Source organism: Vicinamibacteria bacterium (genome assembly GCA_035620555.1).
Lineage (GTDB): Bacteria > Acidobacteriota > Vicinamibacteria > Marinacidobacterales > SMYC01 > DASPGQ01.
Window position 1 is genome coordinate 1 of sequence record DASPGQ010000272.1, and the last position, 17,879, is coordinate 17,879.

A 17,879-nucleotide genomic window follows, 5' to 3' on the forward strand; every position below is an offset into this window, starting at 1 on the left:
CGTTTGCAAGCGTTACCTCGAGCTGGAAGATGTCGGCGATGCTCTCGAGGAAGTAGCCAACGATCGTATGGTCAGTTACTTCTTCTCCGTGGATTTCGAGATGCTTTCCCAGAACGAACGAGACATCGTTCGGATCATCGCCGAACAAAGCGCCGCGGTGAGCCATTCGATTCAAGACAGCCTCAGCATCAGCAACGGATCGCTGCGCGACAGCCTGCACCGTCTCGAGCAGCTCGGATTCATCCGCCGGAACGAAGAACGCCGTTTCGTCTTGGTCAATCATTTCTTCCGCCGGTGGATCCAGGACTCCGCGAGCATACGGCGATCGCCGACGAGCGCGAGCCCCGCTTCGCTCCCGAAGGGGATCTCGACGGAAGGAACGACCATCGGGCACGACCTGGGTCTGGGCGTCGTCGACGGACGGTATCAGCTCCTGCAGCAGGTTGGCGCGGGTGCCGCCGGTATCGTCTATAAAGCCTACGACCAGATGCTGCAGGTCAAGATTGCCATCAAGATGCTTCGCACGGAATTCGCGTCCAATGAAGCCGTCCTGGAGCGCTTTCGCAAGGAGATCATTCTGTCCCGGGATATCGGTCACCCCAACGTCCTCAGGATGTATCACCTCGGAGAGTTCGGAGGTAAGAAGTACTTGACGATGCAATGGGTTGACGGCCAGACCCTCGGGACGCTGATCAGCGTCGAGGCGCCGTTGTCCCCTAGCCGGTGCGCCGCGATCGGAGCCAAGCTCGCCGCCGCGCTCGAGGCCGCCCATGCCCACAAGGTCCTGCATCGGGATATCAAGCCGCAGAACATCCTGATGAACGGAGAGGGAGAGCCCTACCTCACGGACTTCGGCGTCGCCCGGGTGCTGGGCGAGCCGGGCACGACGCGAACCGGCGTCTTCCTCGGGACTCCCAACTACGCCTCCCCGGAGCAGGCCAATCTCTCGCCGCTCGACGGAAGGTCCGACCTCTACGCGTTGGGGGTCGTCCTTTTCGAGATGGCAACAGGAAAGCGACCCTTCGAAGCGGCGACGACCGAGGAAATCCTGGAGATGCACCGGAGCACGCCTACGCCCGACCCCCGCGAAATCGAGCCGGGTGTTTCACCCGAGCTCTCGGCGGTGATACTTCGCTGCCTGGAAAAAGAGCCCTCCAAGAGATTCGCCGACGCCGGGGCCCTCCGCTCGGCGCTCGAAGCTCTCGATGGCTCCTCTCTTTAAGGCTTTTCCGCCACTTGCATTAACGTTATCGACGTTAAGATAGTTAACGTCGTGGACGTTAATGCCGAAGGCTCGCTAGAAACGCGTCGAAGGACGCTTCGTCCGCGGACACTTCCGCGTGCGGACCGAGAAGGCGGATGAACCAGGGCCCCGAGGGTCCTTCGACCACCGCGGCGATCATGCGGTAGTCCTTCTCGTCGTGCCGCTCGCTCGCACCGGGACGAACGGGTGCCACATACGTTCCCGAAACGTCGGCGCGTGTGATGTCGAGGTTTGCGACCTTCATCTTGCGCACCTGCGCGCGCTCGCGCGTCGGAGTTCCATCGGGCTGCGTGAACTGCCCGTACCACCGCTCGAGGTTGGCTTCGACTCCCCCGCCCTGACCCGGGCCGAAGTAGAAGATGACGACCTCGGAGCTCGTCCCCACCTTCCATTGGGCGAGCCGCATCGAAGACGTCGACGGAGAAGGCGTCCACTCCTTCGGAGCGTCGTAGACGAGCGGGGAGGAAACCAGGAAAGAGAGAATGATTGAGCTGAGCATGCTCGCAGTCTACCTCGCCGCCGTCGTTGGTTGACGCGAAGAAAATCTTCGCCCTATAGTGAATCGTCGGAAGATGTCACCCCCGGACCGTCTGGGATCCTACGAGATCATGGCGGAGCTCGGCTCGGGCGGCATGGGAGTCGTCTATCGAGCCCGCGACTCGAGGCTCCAGCGGGACGTCGCCATCAAGGTGCTCTCCGCCCACGGCGCTTCCGATCTGGAGCGGCGGAAGCGATTCGAGCGGGAAGCGCGCGCCGCGTCGGCGCTCGACCATCCGAACATCGTCACCATCCACGAGATCGGCGAGACGGAGGACGGTCAGCTCTTCCTCGTGATGCAGCTCGTCGAAGGGAAGAGACTGCGCGCATAGGAAGCTCACGAGCGACTCTTGCGAAACTCCCCCAGCATCTTCAGAAGTGGTCGACCGCGGTGAAACCCCCGCGATTCGATGAGCTTCAGCGCCTTCCTGGCGCGCTCGATCTCCTCTCGAGAAGCCTTCTTCGTTAACGCCCTCAGGTCCACGATATCCTGCGGGCGCGTCTCATCGTCTCGGGACAGAATCTTGAGAGCAATGAGGTGCCCGGTGCGAGCCACCGGAATGGAGAGCTCCGGGAGGACCTCGAGAAGCTCGGCCTCTTCCACGATCTCGCTCTCGATTCCCGAGGATGCGAAGAGCAGGTCGAGAAGGACGCCCGTTCCATCGTCCAGAGGCGGTTGCAGCCGCGCCGTCGCAAGCCGCTCGACCGCCTCTTGCTCGACGGTCGCCACGAGCCTGTAACCGTTTCGTTGGAGGTCGTAGACGAGCGCTTCGGCTTGTTCGTCATCCCGAAATGCAACCGTCAGATCCGCGTCGCGGGTAAACCGTGGCTCGGTTCTCACCGAGACCGCAAGGCCCCCGACGAGGGCGAATTTGATTTCGGCAGCCCGAAGATCGGCACATAGCCGGCGCAGCGCGGATTCGAGAACCCTCACCGCCGCTTTCGGGGCCACTCGCCGGGTCGCCCCGCGGAGTCTCCGAACTCAGCGCCGGGCCGGTGTCCGAGCCAAGCGCGAAGGCGTTCTTCGATCTGCTCCTCGGTGGCGTGGGGATCTTCTCTCTTGAGGTTCTGTCGCATCATGTCGACCCCGGCCTGGAACAGATCCATCGCGATCCGAAACCGCTCGGCCGGACTCAGCGCGGTGACGTCGTCCATGATGCGATTCTATCCTTCTTCGGAACAGCTCGCCCTCACGACGGCGAGACTCGACCACACTCGCCGGTTCAGCCCTCCGATCGCGTCACGTCCGTTCCATCGCATGAGATCGGCGGGACGCTCTCGAAAGAGGGTTATTCTGGCATTCCCGAGGTGACGAGCGTCTCGATGAGCTCCGCATGAAACTCCAAAAGATCGCGAATCTTCGCTTCCGTCCATCCCAACGCCCGGGCAGCGGGCCCCGGGCTCGTTTCCTTCAGCACCCAGGCCAGAGTCAGTGGCGAGAACCCGCCGTCTTTTCGAGGCGCGTCAGAAAGCGCTCTGTCCAAATCCCCGCCGTGCACCAGGTGATCCCGCAGGTCGACCAGGTCCCTCAACTCGGCGCGGCCCAGAAGCGCGCAGAGCTTGTTGACAGGATCTCGTGTGGAGTGTCGACTTGAATCGGCGCGCCGATGTCGAAGACTCGAGGAGTTTCCAGTACCTCCGACGGATCCGAATTTCAGTTCTCGAAGAGCCACGTCCAGAAAGGGCGCGACCGTCCCAGATACCGTTCGATCGTCGGCCAGAGCTCTCGAATCTCGTCGGGAGAGACGAAGGTGAAGACATCGTCCGGCTTTGCCTGGCGCATCAGCTTCCCGACGAGGTACGCCCGCACGTCAGGATCGGCGTTTTTCAATCCGTCCTGGAACTCCTCGAGCGTCAGGTCGCAATCCCAGAGAAAGTAGGGCCGTCCCTGCGAATCGAGGAGTTTCTCCCTGGGCGTCGGATTGAGCACGGATTCAGTGTAGCACCGGCGCTGGTGTGGCTACTGGTTGAACCGACCGAGGAGCGTCTTGACAATCTCCCGGGGACCGGCGAGCCTTCGGCCTCGCTTCGCGTGGTCGAAGCGGCTGCGCAGATCCGCGAATGTGAGAAGGAGCTGCACCCTCTGAGAGACAAAGTGGTCTCTCTTTGAACGAGTAGTTCACCCTCGAAGCGACGATGGCGCCATCAAGCAAGATACTCGCCGACGCCGGGGTTCTGCGCTCGGCGCTCGAGGCTCTCGGAGGCTCTTTTTCAAAAGGGCACTTTCCTCCTCTTGCATTAACGTCGCCGGCGTTAATATAGTTAACGTCGTGGACGTTAAGACTCGAAACCGTCTCTTTTCCACAGGCGACATCGACCGAGAGGATCTGTGGCCAAAGATTACTGAATTCGAGGAACAACCCTGCACGTTTCGGTTCAGTTTTGGCTTGGACGAGCTCCCGGCGGAGCCGGGACTCATCCTGATTCGAGGGCCTCGCCAGTATGGCAAGAGCACCTGGCTCGAGCTCCAGCTCAGGAACACGCTCGAGGAGAACGGCCGTGGGTCGGCCTACTTTCTGAATGGCGACGACATTGCCGGCGAAGACGAGCTCGAAGCGCGCATCGCAGAGATCGTCCCAACCTTCAACCCGGATGCCCGATCGAAACGGCTTTTCATCGATGAAATCTCGGACGTGCCGCGGTGGGAGCGCGCCTTGAAGCGCGTCTCGGATCGCGGGGAGCTTCGGGACGTTCTGGTCGTGACCACCGGCTCTCGCGCCGCCGACATCCGTCGAGGCGCCGAGCGTCTTCCGGGAAGAAAAGGGAAACTCAGACGGACGGAGTATTTGTTCACCGGCGTGTCCTACAAGGATTTCCACGCCCAGTTTCGACGGGAAATCGGAGACGACGCTTGGATTGCCTTCTTGCTGAGCGGAGGGTCTCCAATTGCGGCGAGAGAGATCTGGCAGATGGGCCGGATACCGCAATACTTCTTCGAGCTGATCCGCGATTGGGTAACGGGAGAGCTCATTAGAAGCGGGCGGTCCAGGCAATTCTTGATCGCTTTGATGAGAACCCTTTTCGTGCAGGCGGGGTCGAGGACGGGTTATCTCAAGCTTGCACGAGAATCTGGTCTGGCCAACAACACCATTGCGGCGGAGTACGTCGAACAGCTGTCCGATCTTCTGGCGGTGATCCCGTCTCACCAATGGGATGCCGACCGGGACGTCCCGCTTCAGCGCAAGCCCGCGAAGTTCCATTTCATCAATCTGTCGGTGGCGTTGTCGTTCAGTCCCAACCGAATGGCCCACATCGAGGATTTCAAATCTCTGCCGCCTCAGCAGAAATCGAAGTGGATGGAGTGGCTCGTCGCCCAGGAGCTTTTCAGACGACAGTCGATCGCCGGCGTAGAGGATCCCGAGGTCATCTGGTTTTGGGCGTCCAAGGAGCACGAGATCGACTTCGTCGATTCCGAACGAAAGCTTTACGAAGTGAAAGTCGGCCCAACAGGGCTCGTCGATTTCGCGTGGTTTCCGAAGGTGTTTCCCAACCGGAAGCTCCTGGTCATTGGTGGAAGTGAGTTCCGGTCGGCCGCGATCAAGGGCGTTACCATCGAGCAATTCCTCTTGTCCGACGGATTTCCTCATCCTTACCCCGGGGAGGCGGAAGATATCGACGTCTACAACGATTACGCTCGATTCTGACCAGAACGCCCAACGTGCGTGCTGAGAGAGATAGGATCTCCCCATGAGAGTCGCCGTGTTCGGAGCGGGTGGGGTCGGAGGCTATTTCGGGGCGCGGCTCGCCCGGGGCGGCGCCGACGTTCATCTCATCGCCCGCGGTGAGCATTTGAAGGCGCTCCGTTCTCGCGGCCTACGTGTGCTGAGCGGCTCCGGAAACGTCGACGTCGCCCTTCCCGCCACCGACCGGCCGGAAGAAGTGGGCGCGGTCGACGTGGTTCTCTTCTGCGTCAAGTCGAACGACACCGAACGGGCTGCGAGACGAAGCCCGCCGCTCCTCCATCGGGCGACGGCGGTCATCACGTTTCAAAACGGCGTCGACAACGAGGAGAAGATCGCTTCGATCCTCGGCCCCGGGCACGTGTGCGGCGGAGTCGCCTACATCATGGCGACGATTTCCGCTCCGGGAGAGATCACTCATGTGGGCAAGCTCGCACGCCTCCTATTCGGGGAGCTCGACGCTCCTCGAAGCGAACGGCTCGCGTCGCTCCACGCGCTTTGCACGGCGAGCGGCATCGACGCCGAGCTGTCGGAGGACATTCGCCAGGAGCTCTGGCGCAAGTTCGCGATGATCTGTGCCGCGGCGGGGATGACCGCGGCGGTGCGACTTCCCATCGGCGAGATCAGAGACTCACCCGAGGCCTTCGCGATGTTCGAGCGCATCAGTCGTGAGATCACCGAGCTCGGCCAGAAGGAGGGCGTTCCCCTGCCCGACGATACGCCACAACGAATCGTCGAGCTCACCCGAAGCCTCCCGGCAGACATGTATTCCTCGCTCCACTATGACCTTACCCACGGCAAGCCGATGGAGCTCGACGCCCTCCACGGCACCGTCGTCCGACTCGCCCGGCGTCACCGCCTCCCGGTGCCGGCCTCGGAAGCCGTCCTTGCGATCCTCGAGCCCTGGGCCCGGAGAAACAACTAGGCCGTTCCGGCGCTGTGATCAAGATCATTTCGTATAGGAAATCCGGGCGCTAGATTGGGCGCTCACTCGATCGAAAAACCGAACACGAATCGGGAGCGCGCCGTGATAGGAACAGCATGGGCGGCCTTATCCAATTCCTTTTTGCCTCAGGTGCTTTCTGTATCGGTTCCGTCCTTCCAGGGACACCGAATTCCCTGACGGCTGTCGCAGCGAATTCCACCTCTCCTTCAAGAAGTACGAGAAGCCCGGCCGAGAGGCCCGTTTGCCGATCGTCCGCCGCGTAGGGAGGGTGACATTTTGCGCACGAATCCGGATCTCATGACTCTGCGTGATGTGCCGGTGCGCATCCTCCTCTACAGCCACGATTCCTTTGGACTTGGCCACCTGCGACGCACATTGAACATCGCCACGGCTCTGACCCGGAGCTTTCGCAGAGCCAGCGCGTTGATCGTGAGCGGCTCGCCTTCCGTGACCCAGTTCCGTTGTCGCGAACGGGTCGAAGTCGTGAAGCTGCCGTCGGTGACGAAAACGAGCCAGGGCGCCTACAACGTCCGGACCCTGGGAGTCGATTATCCCGACCTGATGCAGCTGAGAACCCGGCTCATTCTGGAATCCTTTCGGGCCTTTCACCCGACGCTCGTAATCGTGGACCATCAGGTGATCGGGCTCAACGGTGAGGTCCTTCCGCTGCTGCGGGAAGCAAGAGATCTGGGAGTCCGAACCATCCTTGGGCTGCGGGATATCGTCGACGATCCCGAAGTCGTCGACCGCGAATGGAGCTCATCGGAGCACCGCTGGGCACTGACCGAGGGCTACGACCAGGTCTGTGTCTACGGAGACCCGGAGGTTTTCGATCCCCGGGTGGAATACCGGCCCCTGAAGGAGATCTCGCACCGGGTCGAGTTCACCGGTTACGTGGCTCGCCCGGCAAAACCCATCACTCGACGGCGTTCCGAGCAGCCACACGTACTGGTTACCGTCGGCGGGGGGGAGGACGGAGCCAGCCGAATTCTGGCGTATCTCGACGGACTCTCCTCGACACCAGGAGAGTGGAAAACGGACGTCATCACCGGCCCCCTGATTCCGACTGCCGATTACAAACGGATTCGCCTGCTTGCCCGAACCTTGGGCTCGGTGAAGGTGCATCGATTCCACCCCGACGTACCGGGGATGCTATCGCGCTCTAGCGCCGTGGTCAGCATGTCGGGCTACAACACGACGGTGGAGATTCTCCAGAGTGCCTGTCCTTCGGTTCTGCTGCCTCGCGTTTTTCCGAGAACCGAGCAGCTGATTCGAGCGGACCGACTCGCGCGACTGGGCCTGGCGCGGTTGCTCGTCGAGCGGAAGCCTCTGGCATTGCGTCGAGCGGTCGAAGAAGTCCTTGCGGCACCACCCCCCCGCTCGAACTATCCGAGCATGGACGGGCTGACGAACCTCTCGAGCATTGCCGCCGAGCTTCTGTCGTTTCCGAACAGTCTGGCGGTCCTGACGGGCACCCCAACGTGAACGCGTTACGAGTCGGTTACCTGCTCAAGAAATTTCCCCGTCTTTCGGAGACGTTCATCCTGAACGAGATCCTGGAGCAGGAGAACATGGGCGTTTCCATCTACATCATCTCCCGGCACGAGCCGGATGCGGAGCCCCGGCACCGGATATTGAACCAGCTGAAGGCGCAGGTGGAAACACTTCCCTGTATCCGCGAGCTCGACTTCTGGGAGCCGCTGTTCGCAGGATCGACCGATCGTCTCCGGCGGGTTCAACAACTGAGCCGGGATATCAGGAGACGACCCGGGGGAGCGCCTCCGCGCTTCGCCAGTTTGCTGAGCGAAGCCATCTATCTGCTCCACCGAACCCAATCTCTCGGCATCCGTCACCTTCACGTCCATTTCGCTTCGGATTCGGCGATGGTCGCGACGCTGCTCCGCGCGCTGGGCGGGCCCACGTACAGTGTCACCGCGCATGCCAAGGATATCTATCGAGCGGGCGTGGAGCCCCGATGGCTCGAGAACATCTTCGTCGGAGCCGAGTTCGTGGTCACCGTATGTGACGCGAATGTGAAGTATTTGGAGAGCTGGCTCCACCCGCGAGCGACCTCACGGGTGCGGCGGCTCTACAACGGGGTTGCACTTGCCGACTTCGCGGACGCTCCCGAGGATCCTCGCCAACGGGATTCCTGCCACGTCCTCTCGGTCGGCCGCCTCGTCGAGAAGAAAGGCCATCACCTGCTGCTCGAAGCGCTGGCCCGGCTACGGCGACGGGGCTTCCCGGTGACCGCCACGCTCGTGGGAGAGGGAGAGATGCGGAGCGCGCTCGAGCGCCAAATCGCCGACAACGACCTCGGCGAGCTCGTGCGTCTCACCGGCGCGGCCGAACAACAGGAGATCGTCACCTTGATGGCTCGGGCCACGGTTTTCTGCTTGCCGTGCATCGTTGCCGCCGACGGGAATCGTGATGCGCTGCCCACCGTGGTTCTCGAAGCTCTGGCCAGCGGCCTTCCTGTCATTTCCACTCCCATCTCGGGGATTCCCGAGATCCTCGATGGCGGACGAGCGGGCGTTCTGGTGCCGGAGAACGACGCCGCTGCCGTGGCGGCCGCGCTGGAAGACTTGTTGGCCAACGCGCCGAAGCGCCGCGAGCTGGCCCGGGAGGGAAGGCGCCGAGTTACCGAATGCTTCGATCTTCGCAAGACCGCCGCGTCACTACGTTCCTGCTTCGAGCAAGCGATGCAGGGCTCGGAGGCAACGTGCGGGTTGCTTTCGTGAATCAGGATCCGGGAGTGGCCCCGGATCGGAGGAAGGGAGCCGCGGTTCACCTCGGGGCAATGCGGAGCGCTTTCGGCGAGCTCGGTGCCCACGTGGTGGCTCTCGACGAGAGCGACCCCGCGCGACTCCAATCACGACTCCGCGGGGTCTTGAAGGAAAACTCCGTCTCAATGGTCTTTGAGCGGTACGCGCTCGGCCGATCGGAGGCCGCCGAGGTTGCCGTGGAGTGGGGCATCCCGTTCGTGCTCGAGGTCAATTCCCCTTTGGCGCAGGAAGCTCTGCGGTGGCGGGGAAGAGCAGAAACAAGAGCCGAACGAGACCGAGATGGCGTGCTTTTCCGCTCCGCGAACGCGGTGATCGCGGTTACGAGCGAGCTCGCGGAATACGCCTCGGTTCGAGGGGCCCGACCCGACGCCATCCACATCTATCCAAACGGCGTGGATCAACGGCTCTTTCGACCCCGCAGCGTCGACGATCGCCTGCGCGCTTCGCTCGTTCCCGAAGGACGCTTCGCCCTCGGATTTCATGGCCGTTTGCGACCGTGGCACTGCTTCGATCGCCTCGCGGAGGTATATCACGAGCTCTTGCGAAGGGACGCCCCGATTCACGTGGTGATCGTGGGCGAGGGCGATTTCGCTGCTGAGCTCGAAGGCCACGTTCCCGCCGAGCGGCGCACCCTGATCGACTGGAAACCGCACTCTGAGATTCCAAAATACGTCGCCGCATTCGACGCTCTACCCTTGAGCTACGACGAGGCGGCTCCCAGCTACTTCTCCCCGCTCAAGCTCACGGAGGCAATGGCCTGCGGCGTGGTGCCCATCGTTCCCGACGTCGGCGATCTTCCACGCATCGTGGGATCCGGTGGAGAAATCTATCGCGCGAGCAAGCCAAACGAGATCGCGGACATCGTGGAAGGACTGATCCAGCAACCCGAGCGGAGAGAGAGCCTCGCCCGGGCGGCATTGGCTCGCTCCGCCGAGCTTTCCTGGAGGCGCATCGCCGACTTCGCGCTCCGGTTCGCCAGGGAGGACGGGCCTTGAGGCAAAGCGCGTTCGAGACCAAAGACGCTCGGTCCGATCGGAGGATCGCCTCCGACGCGGAACCGAGATCCCGAAATCGCGTTCTGACGCGCTTGTGGCCCTATTGCTTGCGGGAGCGTTTTCTCCTCGGCACCTCGTTCGCCGCACTCGTCACGCACACCCTCCTGCGGCTCCTGGAGCCGTGGCCGCTCAAATTCATCTTCGACGAGGTGATTCTGCCGCGGAACGATCGGACTCCGCCGTCATTCCTCCCGGATACGACGGGGGTCGATCCGATGCTGCTGGTCGCGTTCTCGGCGGCCGCGGTGGTGGCGATCAGTGGGCTTCGCGCCCTCGCTCAGTACGTCAATCAGGTCAATTTCGCAAAGATCGGCAACCGCGTTCTGGCACGGGTTCGTGCCGACGTCTTCCGGCACCTTCAGGGCCTGTCTCTCTCCTTTCACTCTTCCGCTCGGAGCGGCGATTTGATCCTGCGCGTCATACAAGACGTCAACTTGTTGCGCGACGCCGCAGTCACGGCCATCCTGCCGTTATTTGCGAGCTCCCTGCTTCTGATCGGGATGTGGGCCGCCATGTTCTGGATGCAATGGAAGCTCGCTCTGGCTGCGACCGCGATCGTCCCACTCATCTGGTTACGAACCCGGAGCCTGGCCGGCAAGATTCGCGAGGCCGGCGTGAAGCAGCGAAAGCGTCAAGGAAAGCTGGCAGCGACGGCCTCCGAATCGGTCGGCGCGATCAAGAACGTCCAGGCTTTTTCCTTGGAGGGGATGTTTCTCGATGCTTTCGAATCGAGCAACGTGATGGGAGAGAAGTACGATGTCCGGGGCGCGAAGCTTACCGCGAGCCTCGGCCGCTCGGTCGATCTCGTGCTGGCAATCGCCACCGCGGCGGTTCTCCTCTACGGGACCCGACTGGTGCTCACCTCTGAGCTGAGCCCTGGTGAGCTCCTGGTCTTTCTCACCTATCTTCGCCGGGCGTTCAACCCGGCGCAGGACTTTGCCAAATATACGGGGCGCGTCGCGAAGGCCTGTGCGGCGGGCGAGCGGGTCTTCGAGCTTCTCGATCGCGAGCCCGAGGTCAGGGATCTTCCCGGGGCCATCGCGGCGCCGCGCTTCGCCGGGAGCGTGCGTTTCGAGGACGTCGGGTTCGCCTACGGTCCCGGTCCTCAGGTGCTGCGTCGAATGTCCTTCGCGATCGAGCCGGGCCAACGCGTGGCGCTCGTCGGGCCGTCAGGCATCGGCAAGTCGACGGTCGTCAACCTGTTGCTGCGTTTCTACGATCCGACGTTCGGGCGAGTACTCATCGACGGCCGCGACATTCGCGAGTTCCGCGTCGGATCCTTGAGATCGCAGATCTCCGTGGTGCTCCAGGATTCCATTCTCTTTGCCGCGAGCCTCGGCGACAACATCGCCTACGGAGCACCGGGCTGCTCCCGGGAGGAAATCGAGGCCGCCGCCCGGTTGGCGAACGTTCACGAGTTCGTCTCGAATCTGCCGGGCGGTTACGAGGCGATCCTGGGCGAGAGAGGCGTAAACCTCTCCGGCGGTCAGCGCCAGCGGATCGCCATCGCGCGAGCCGCCGTTCGAAAATCCCCGATCCTGGTGCTCGACGAGCCGACGACCGGTCTCGACGACGAGAATCGCCGGTCCGTCCTCGAAGCCCTCGAGCGTCTGGCGATCGGTCGAACCGTATTGATCATCGCGCACGATCTGCGGCTGAGCATGCGCGCGGACGCAATCTTCTACCTCCACGACGGACAGGTCGTCGAAAAAGGAACCCACGAAGAGCTCGTGGCGCGAGGTGGACGCTACGCGGCGCTTTGTCGTCTCCGTTCCGAGGACGGGCGGCAGGAGGCGGTCTCCAATGTCTGATAGGTCGCCACGTCGGCTCGCCCGATCGCCGTACGTCTTCGTGGTGGGCTGCCCGCGTTCGGGAACCACCCTGCTCCAGCGCATGCTCGACGCACACCCGCGCCTTGCCATCGCCAACGACACCCATTTCATCCCTCGCGCCGTCCAGGCGGTAACGCCTTCGGTCTGGCTCGAGCCGGCGCGTGCCCGCTGGTTGACTCAACACGAGGCACTCGTGAGCTGGGCTCGGAGCTACCACCGCTTCGAACGGCTGGGGCTCGATGAGGTTTGCGTGAACCGCGCCGCACGTCGATCGGGAAGCTACGCTGATTTCGTGAGCCGTCTCTACCGTGAGTTCGCTGCGGCTCGAGGCAAGGAGCTCGGAGGAGAGAAGACTCCCGACTACGTACGATGTCTGCCTCTTTTGCACGAGCTCTTCCCCGACGTGCAGAGCGTTCACATCGTTCGCGACGGACGGGATGTCGCGCTCTCGACGCTCGAATGGGCGCGCGAGACGAAGGGGCCGGCTCGGTTCGACCTCTGGCGAGAGGAGCCGGTGGCGGTTTGCGCCCTGTGGTGGCGATGGCAGGTGGGCTCGGGGCGACGTGATGGGGCGAAGGTTCGCGCCGGTAGCTACCTCGAAGTGAGCTACGAGCGACTCGTGAGGGACCCGGCCGCGACCCTCCACGAGGTAGCGGACTTTCTAGGCCTGGCAGACGCCAAAGAGATGCTTTCGTTCAACGCTGGAAAGGAGCGGTTGGATCCCTCCTTGTCGGCGAAGAGGGCCTGGCGTTCACCGACGCCCGGACTTCGTGACTGGCGGACTCAGATGGACGAACGATCGATCGAGCTCTTCGAGGCGCTCGCCGGCGATCTCCTCGGGGAATTGGGTTACCCGAGGGCCTTCCCGGGAATCTCTTCATCGATCGCACGGGTCGCCCTCCGTTCTTACGCCTGGTGGGAAGAGGAGCTGCAGCGCCGTGACGCCAAGCTCCGGGCAACGGTCGGTATCGCGGAAGCTACGGCGCAACGAGGAGGTTGAAGCTGCTTTCTCGAGACGAAATGGACCTCGTCCAGCAGGACCCGGGTCTCCCGGGGTTGGCCACGGTGCTCGACCCCGAGGCTCTTGCCGAGCGCCTGGCCAGGGAGCTCTCCGGGATCGAAATCCAGAAAGCGGAGTGTCGCTATGTCCGCTACAAACCCGGGACCAACTGTCTGGCGGCTCACCGCGTGCTCGCCTCGGGCGAGTGGCAGGAGGTGTATGCCAAGGCGTATCGCCCCGCCGATGCTCACAAGGTCTCGAAGGCGATCGCGCGCGCGCAAACCCCGACGGGACTCGGACCGGGCAAGCTCCTCTGGACTGACCTTCTGACCGTGGTCTGTCTTTTCCCCAACGACGACCAGATCCGAAGCTTGAGGCGACTCGGGGAGGCGACGACCCGCGCTCGCTTGCTGCGCAAGGCTCTGCCCGCACATCCAGGGCTCTGGAGTGCAGAGCTGCGGCCTCTAGCATACAAGCCGGACCGACGCTTCGTCGGGCAGCTCCGCGGACCAGATGGCGATCTGGCGGTGGTGAGGCAGTACTCCCGCTCCGGCTTCACGCGAATCGGTCGAGCGCGCACGTTGCCTGTCGCGAACGGATGCCTGCGGCTGGCAAGGCCCCTGGGACGATCGGAGCGCCACCGGTTCGTCGTGCTCGAGTGGCTGGAAGGGCGTTTGCTCGGCGACGCCCTTCGTGCCTCACGATTCGACGCTCGAGAGCTGAAGCGGGTCGGGTGGGCTCTCGCCGAGCTCCACCGGTCGAGCCCCGAGGGTCTCGTCGAGCGCGGCTCGCAAGACGCAGTCAAAGGTCTGCGGGCGGTCGCGGAGGCCGTCGGGTTCCTGGCGCCCGGACTCGAGGACGACGCCAGCAGGCTCGCCGCGCACGTTGCGTGGGCGCTAGGCGAGATGCCGAAGGTCATGGGAACGATTCACGGCGACTTCTACTCCAAGCAGGTTCTCCTCCAGGAAAAAGCGGTCGCGGTCATCGATCTCGATTCCATGGCTTTCGGCGACCCGTTGGCCGACGTCGGGAATTTCATCGCCCATTTGGAGCGAGATTCCGTCCGTGGCTCCGTATCGAGCGACCGGGTCGACACTTACCGATGCTCCCTGCTCGAGGGCTACCGCGAAAGCGGCCTGACAGTGAGGGATGGGGCCGTCGACGTCCATACCGCCGCAGCGTTGCTGCGCCTTACGCCGCACCCTTTTCGGAACCGGGAGTCGCGCTGGCGAGAACAGATGGAGAGACTTCTCGCCCGGGCACGGACGCTGCTTCACCGATCCTCGAGGTGCCTGGTGAGCTCCGTGAAGACGACCTGAGGGGGAGCATGAGCCTGAACGCCAGCCCCATGGGACGAGCGCTCGAGCGGCTGGAGTCGGGCTCGAAGGAGACGATCGGACGCGGGTCGATCCGGCGCGTCGAGATCGGACGGAAAGGCTGGTTGGATCTGACCGCCGACGCCCCGGGGGGGCAACGCTGGTTCCGGTGGGATTCCGGTCAATCGCGCGAGCTCCTTCCGGAGCACGACCGCTCGCTGCGTCTGGCGCGAAGGCTACCCGGAAACGCCCGGGTTCTGAGCTACCGTCCCGACCGCAGGATTGTCGTCGAGTACGAGCAGCACGGTCAGCGGGTCGTCGAGAAGGGTTATCGGAAGGGCCGCTCGGGGCTCGCGGCGGATCGCTACTCCTGCATGGAGGAGACCCGCGGGTGCGGCTTTGTCGTTCCGCGGCTGATTCGTCATCGGCGTGAGACCGAATCCCTGGTCTTCGAGCATATTCCCGGCGAATCCCTGACGTCCCGCACGGCCTCCCCGGACGTGTTGGCCCCCCTCGGCGCGGCGCTACGGAAGCTCCAGGAACATGGTGTGGCCGAGCGCCTCGAACCGTTCGGTCCCGAGGATGAGCTCGCGGTGCTCGATCGCTGGGCGGCCAAGGTCCGCGAGGCCTCCGGTGGCCTCCCGCGCGATTGGGGTCAGATGCGAGCCGAGCTGGAGCGGAAGCGGCCCGATCCGACCTGGTGCCGGGTGGGGATGACCCACCGGGATCTCCATGATCGACAACTTCTCATGACACAGAGCGGGCTAGCCATTTTGGACTGCGATTCACTGTGCCGCGCCGACGTCGCGTTGGATCCGGCGAATTTCGTGGCCCACCTTCATCTGCGCGCGCTTCAAAACGATTTCGACGGCCGAGCCGCAGACGACGCCAGTGAAGCATTTCTCGCGGGCTTGAGCCGATCGAGCGAGCGAGGGTTCCGCGAGAGGCTCGGCTTCTATCAGACTTCCAGCTACCTGCGTCTGGCGCTCGTGTACTCCCTGCGCCCCCGCTGGCTCGATCGAGTCCCGGAACTTGTGCGACTGGCACGCACTTGTCTGGAGCCTCTGCCGAACGGGGTGACGCCATGATGGAGATCGGTGCGGTCGTCTTCAGTCTCGCTCTCGCTTCCGTTACCTTAGCGACGTCGAGCTCTTCCGCGGTGACCGAGGGGCATTGGCTCGAGGTCCGGGGCAATCGCTCTTCGAACGGAGTCTTTGTCGCCGAAAAGGCGGAGGTTCTGCTCCCCCAGTCCTACGACGTGCTGATTGGAACGATCACGAAAAGCGAGGACCCAGATCATCGCGGCGAAGAGCTCTTTCTTCTGGGCGAGCCGCTGGAGTTCTCTCGCGATACACGATTTCGGGTGGACGAGGAACGACTCGTGGGCAATCGAGTCAAGGTCGAAGGTTTCGATCGCGGGCCCGGGCGATTCCTCGCGGAAAAAGTGAGCGCCCGAGGGGCGGGTCGGGATCGCGTTGGGGGGAGAGTAGAGGAAGTTCGGCACACGGAGGACGGCACGGAAGTGCGCATCCTGCACATGTGGGTTCGCCTGCCGCCGGTCGTGGAGCACGAGCTTCCGCTCGCGGACATTCCCCTCGCCTCCTCCAGTCTCAGCGCCGCGGCCGGGGAGCGCGTCGACGAGGACGATCTCTTCGGGCGAGGAATCGCGCTGTCGCGAAGCCTTCGTTTCACCGGGCAGCTCGAGCTCGAGACCACTCGAGAAGGCAATTTCAATCTGGACGTCGAGTCCGCCGAGGATCGCACCGATTACGACGGCTCCGCCCGCCTGCGCTTCGAATGGTCACCGGACGACCGCTGGGGAGGCGTATTCGAGATTCGCACTGCGGGGCGCTACCGGAAAGACGAGGAGGACGGTACCAGTACCGTGGGCACGACTCGCTTTGGCCAGACCTGGCTCTACGCGAGGGATCCCTGGAACTTGGGAACGTATCTCTACGTCGGTCGCCAGGACTTCGACGAGGCACGGGAGTGGGTCTTCGACAAGAACCTCGATGCGATTCGGCTGGTTGCTTTGAGAGAAAGCTGGCGCTTCGATCTGTCGGTGAGCACGACACTCTCGGACGGCGGCCCGAGAGACCTGGCCTCCACGAATTGGATCGCGTACCTTTCGAACAACGACCGAAAGCGACATCTCGGCGGTTACGTGATTCGACGAGACTTCAATCTGGAGCCGCTGGAGCACACCACCCACTTCGGCGTCAGCCTCGACGGCGAGTGGCTTCCGGCATTGGACAGCTGGCTGGACGCGGCGATCCTTCGCGGACACAACGGTTTGGTGGCAATGGAAGGATGGGGGTTCGACTTCGGCTCGACCTGGTCGGCCGTCGGCCCGCTCGCGCTTACCGCGGGATACGCTTTCGGGAGCGGAGACGATTCGCCGGAGAACGGCGACCGAACTTTCAGGCAAACGGGCTTCCAGGACAACAGTGCCAAATTCGCCGGCGTGACCTCCTTCCGCTACTACGGCGAGTTAGTCGATCCCGAGCTCGCGAACCTGAGAATCCTCACCCTGGGGTTGGGAGCTCGGCTGGCGGAGAGGACGTCGCTCGATTTCGTATACCACCGTTTCGAGCAGGACAAGGCGACGGCCACGCTGATCTCCGAGCTCGACCGCAGGCCCAATGGCATCGACCGTCGACTCGGATGGGAGGCCGATCTCATTTTGGGCAGCCGAAGCTTGCCCAGCTGGGATATCGAGGTCGTAGGGGGCTTCTTCCGGCCCGGTCCGGCGTTTCGACACCGAGACGACGCCTTCTTGGCGAGATTGCAAATCCGGTACCGTTTCTAGCAGGCTGAGCTCGAGGAACGTGGAACATGAATCGGAGTCGAGTGCGCTTCACAGAACTTTCATCTCCCTTTTTTCCTCGTTGTGCGAGAATCCTGGCCCATGGTTCGCCACTTCAATGTTCTCGTTCTGGCTCTCGCTTCGTGGAGCTTCTCGAACGCCTCGAGGGCCGAGGCTCAGGAGCGCGGCTCTCGCCGCATCACCTTTCCGGACGTTCCCGGCTATCTGACACTCAAGTGCGACCTCCATCAGCATTCGGTGTTCTCGGATGGCAGCGTGTGGCCGGACATACGGGTCGAGGAAGCGGTGAAGGACGGCCTCGACGCGATTTCCCTCACCGAGCATCTCGAGTATCAGCCTCATCGGGAAGACATTCCCCACGAGGATCGCAATCGCTCCTATGAGCTCGCCCGCGAGCTCGCTCGAGACCACGACCTGCTCGTCATTCACGGCTCGGAGATCACCCGCGACATGCCTCCGGGGCATGCCAACGCCATCTTCATTCGGGACGCGAACACCATCCTTCAAGAAGATGCGCTGGGTGCTTTCCGCGAAGCTCACTCCCAGGGGGCGTTCATCTTTTGGAACCACCCCGATTGGGTGGAACAGGCTCCCGATGGGATCGCGCGGCTCACCCCCATGCATCGGCAGCTCATT

Annotated in this window: 18 protein-coding genes; 13 read left to right on the forward strand and 5 right to left on the reverse strand. The window is 63.0% G+C overall.

The features are described from left to right. On the forward strand, positions 1-1,222 hold a 1,222-nt coding region (locus tag VEK15_11145), incomplete at its 5' end, for a protein kinase (GenBank protein ID HXV61241.1). Positions 1,223-1,280: 58 nt separating this feature from the next. On the opposite strand, the gene VEK15_11150 is transcribed toward VEK15_11145, so the two are convergent. Next, positions 1,281-1,763 carry a hypothetical protein gene (locus VEK15_11150; protein HXV61242.1) on the reverse strand — a complete coding sequence of 161 codons (483 nt, stop codon included), beginning with the start codon at positions 1,761-1,763 and terminating at the stop codon, positions 1,281-1,283. A 73-nt stretch (positions 1,764-1,836) separates the two neighbouring features. On the opposite strand from VEK15_11150, the gene VEK15_11155 reads away from it, so the two are divergent. Next, entirely contained in the window at positions 1,837-2,133 is a 297-nt protein-coding gene (locus tag VEK15_11155; protein ID HXV61243.1) for a protein kinase, read from the forward strand. Between the two features lie 5 nt (positions 2,134-2,138). Here VEK15_11155 and VEK15_11160 read toward each other — a convergent pair whose 3' ends face one another. The 4 genes from VEK15_11160 to VEK15_11175 all read right to left on the reverse strand — a co-directional run bounded on the left by VEK15_11160 (position 2,139) and on the right by VEK15_11175 (position 3,731). Beyond that, positions 2,139-2,735, reverse strand: a complete 597-nt coding sequence (locus tag VEK15_11160; protein HXV61244.1) for a nucleotidyl transferase AbiEii/AbiGii toxin family protein — start codon at positions 2,733-2,735, stop codon at positions 2,139-2,141. Next, positions 2,732-2,956, reverse strand: a complete 225-nt coding sequence (locus VEK15_11165) for a hypothetical protein (protein HXV61245.1) — start codon at positions 2,954-2,956, stop codon at positions 2,732-2,734. The genes VEK15_11160 and VEK15_11165 overlap by 4 nt, the downstream gene beginning before the upstream one ends. A gap of 134 nt (positions 2,957-3,090) precedes the next feature. Beyond that, entirely contained in the window at positions 3,091-3,333 is a 243-nt protein-coding gene (locus tag VEK15_11170; protein ID HXV61246.1) for a hypothetical protein, read from the reverse strand. 122 nt (positions 3,334-3,455) lie between these two features. After that, positions 3,456-3,731 (reverse strand): hypothetical protein, encoded by a 276-nt coding sequence (locus tag VEK15_11175; protein ID HXV61247.1) that lies wholly within the window; start codon positions 3,729-3,731, stop codon positions 3,456-3,458. A gap of 340 nt (positions 3,732-4,071) precedes the next feature. On the opposite strand from VEK15_11175, the gene VEK15_11180 reads away from it, so the two are divergent. From VEK15_11180 to VEK15_11230, 11 genes are all read left to right on the forward strand, one after another. Then, complete coding sequence (locus VEK15_11180) at positions 4,072-5,445, forward strand: AAA family ATPase (protein HXV61248.1); 1,374 nt, start codon at positions 4,072-4,074, stop codon at positions 5,443-5,445. Positions 5,446-5,488: 43 nt separating this feature from the next. Then, positions 5,489-6,406 carry a 2-dehydropantoate 2-reductase gene (locus VEK15_11185; protein HXV61249.1) on the forward strand — a complete coding sequence of 306 codons (918 nt, stop codon included), beginning with the start codon at positions 5,489-5,491 and terminating at the stop codon, positions 6,404-6,406. A 297-nt stretch (positions 6,407-6,703) separates the two neighbouring features. Then, positions 6,704-7,912 carry a hypothetical protein gene (locus tag VEK15_11190; GenBank protein HXV61250.1) on the forward strand — a complete coding sequence of 403 codons (1,209 nt, stop codon included), beginning with the start codon at positions 6,704-6,706 and terminating at the stop codon, positions 7,910-7,912. Continuing rightward, positions 7,909-9,168, forward strand: coding sequence for a glycosyltransferase (locus VEK15_11195; protein HXV61251.1), 1,260 nt, complete (start codon positions 7,909-7,911; stop codon positions 9,166-9,168). The genes VEK15_11190 and VEK15_11195 overlap by 4 nt, the downstream gene beginning before the upstream one ends. After that, the gene (locus VEK15_11200) at positions 9,150-10,208 is read left to right on the forward strand and encodes a glycosyltransferase (protein HXV61252.1); all 1,059 of its coding nucleotides are present in this window, start codon (positions 9,150-9,152) and stop codon (positions 10,206-10,208) included. Before VEK15_11195 ends, VEK15_11200 begins: the two co-directional genes overlap by 19 nt. Then, a complete protein-coding gene (locus VEK15_11205) occupies positions 10,205-12,079 on the forward strand; it encodes an ABC transporter ATP-binding protein (GenBank protein ID HXV61253.1) in 1,875 nt (624 codons plus the stop codon). The genes VEK15_11200 and VEK15_11205 overlap by 4 nt, the downstream gene beginning before the upstream one ends. Next, positions 12,072-13,100, forward strand: a complete 1,029-nt coding sequence (locus tag VEK15_11210; protein HXV61254.1) for a sulfotransferase — start codon at positions 12,072-12,074, stop codon at positions 13,098-13,100. The genes VEK15_11205 and VEK15_11210 overlap by 8 nt, the downstream gene beginning before the upstream one ends. Positions 13,101-13,120: 20 nt before the next feature. Continuing rightward, on the forward strand, positions 13,121-14,419 hold the full coding sequence (locus VEK15_11215; protein ID HXV61255.1) for a phosphotransferase: 1,299 nt from the start codon (positions 13,121-13,123) through the stop codon (positions 14,417-14,419). A gap of 8 nt (positions 14,420-14,427) precedes the next feature. Next, a complete protein-coding gene (locus VEK15_11220; protein ID HXV61256.1) occupies positions 14,428-15,504 on the forward strand; it encodes a hypothetical protein in 1,077 nt (358 codons plus the stop codon). After that, a complete protein-coding gene (locus tag VEK15_11225; GenBank protein ID HXV61257.1) occupies positions 15,501-17,225 on the forward strand; it encodes an alginate export family protein in 1,725 nt (574 codons plus the stop codon). The genes VEK15_11220 and VEK15_11225 overlap by 4 nt, the downstream gene beginning before the upstream one ends. Before the next feature lie 99 nt (positions 17,226-17,324). After that, the coding region (locus VEK15_11230) for a PHP domain-containing protein (protein ID HXV61258.1) at positions 17,325-17,879 on the forward strand (555 nt) is incomplete at its 3' end.

Excerpts from the sequence above, each read along its gene's own strand:
- VEK15_11150 (HXV61242.1), bottom strand. The coding sequence starts at position 1,763 with ATGCTCAGCTCAATCATTCTCTCTTTCCTGGTTTCCTCCCCGCTCGTC.
- VEK15_11155 (HXV61243.1), top strand. The coding sequence starts at position 1,837 with ATGTCACCCCCGGACCGTCTGGGATCCTACGAGATCATGGCGGAGCTC.
- VEK15_11165 (HXV61245.1), bottom strand. The coding sequence starts at position 2,956 with ATGGACGACGTCACCGCGCTGAGTCCGGCCGAGCGGTTTCGGATCGCG.
- VEK15_11185 (HXV61249.1), top strand. The coding sequence starts at position 5,489 with ATGAGAGTCGCCGTGTTCGGAGCGGGTGGGGTCGGAGGCTATTTCGGG.
- VEK15_11210 (HXV61254.1), top strand. The coding sequence starts at position 12,072 with ATGTCTGATAGGTCGCCACGTCGGCTCGCCCGATCGCCGTACGTCTTC.
- VEK15_11215 (HXV61255.1), top strand. The coding sequence starts at position 13,121 with ATGGACCTCGTCCAGCAGGACCCGGGTCTCCCGGGGTTGGCCACGGTG.
- VEK15_11220 (HXV61256.1), top strand. The coding sequence starts at position 14,428 with ATGAGCCTGAACGCCAGCCCCATGGGACGAGCGCTCGAGCGGCTGGAG.
- VEK15_11225 (HXV61257.1), top strand. The coding sequence starts at position 15,501 with ATGATGGAGATCGGTGCGGTCGTCTTCAGTCTCGCTCTCGCTTCCGTT.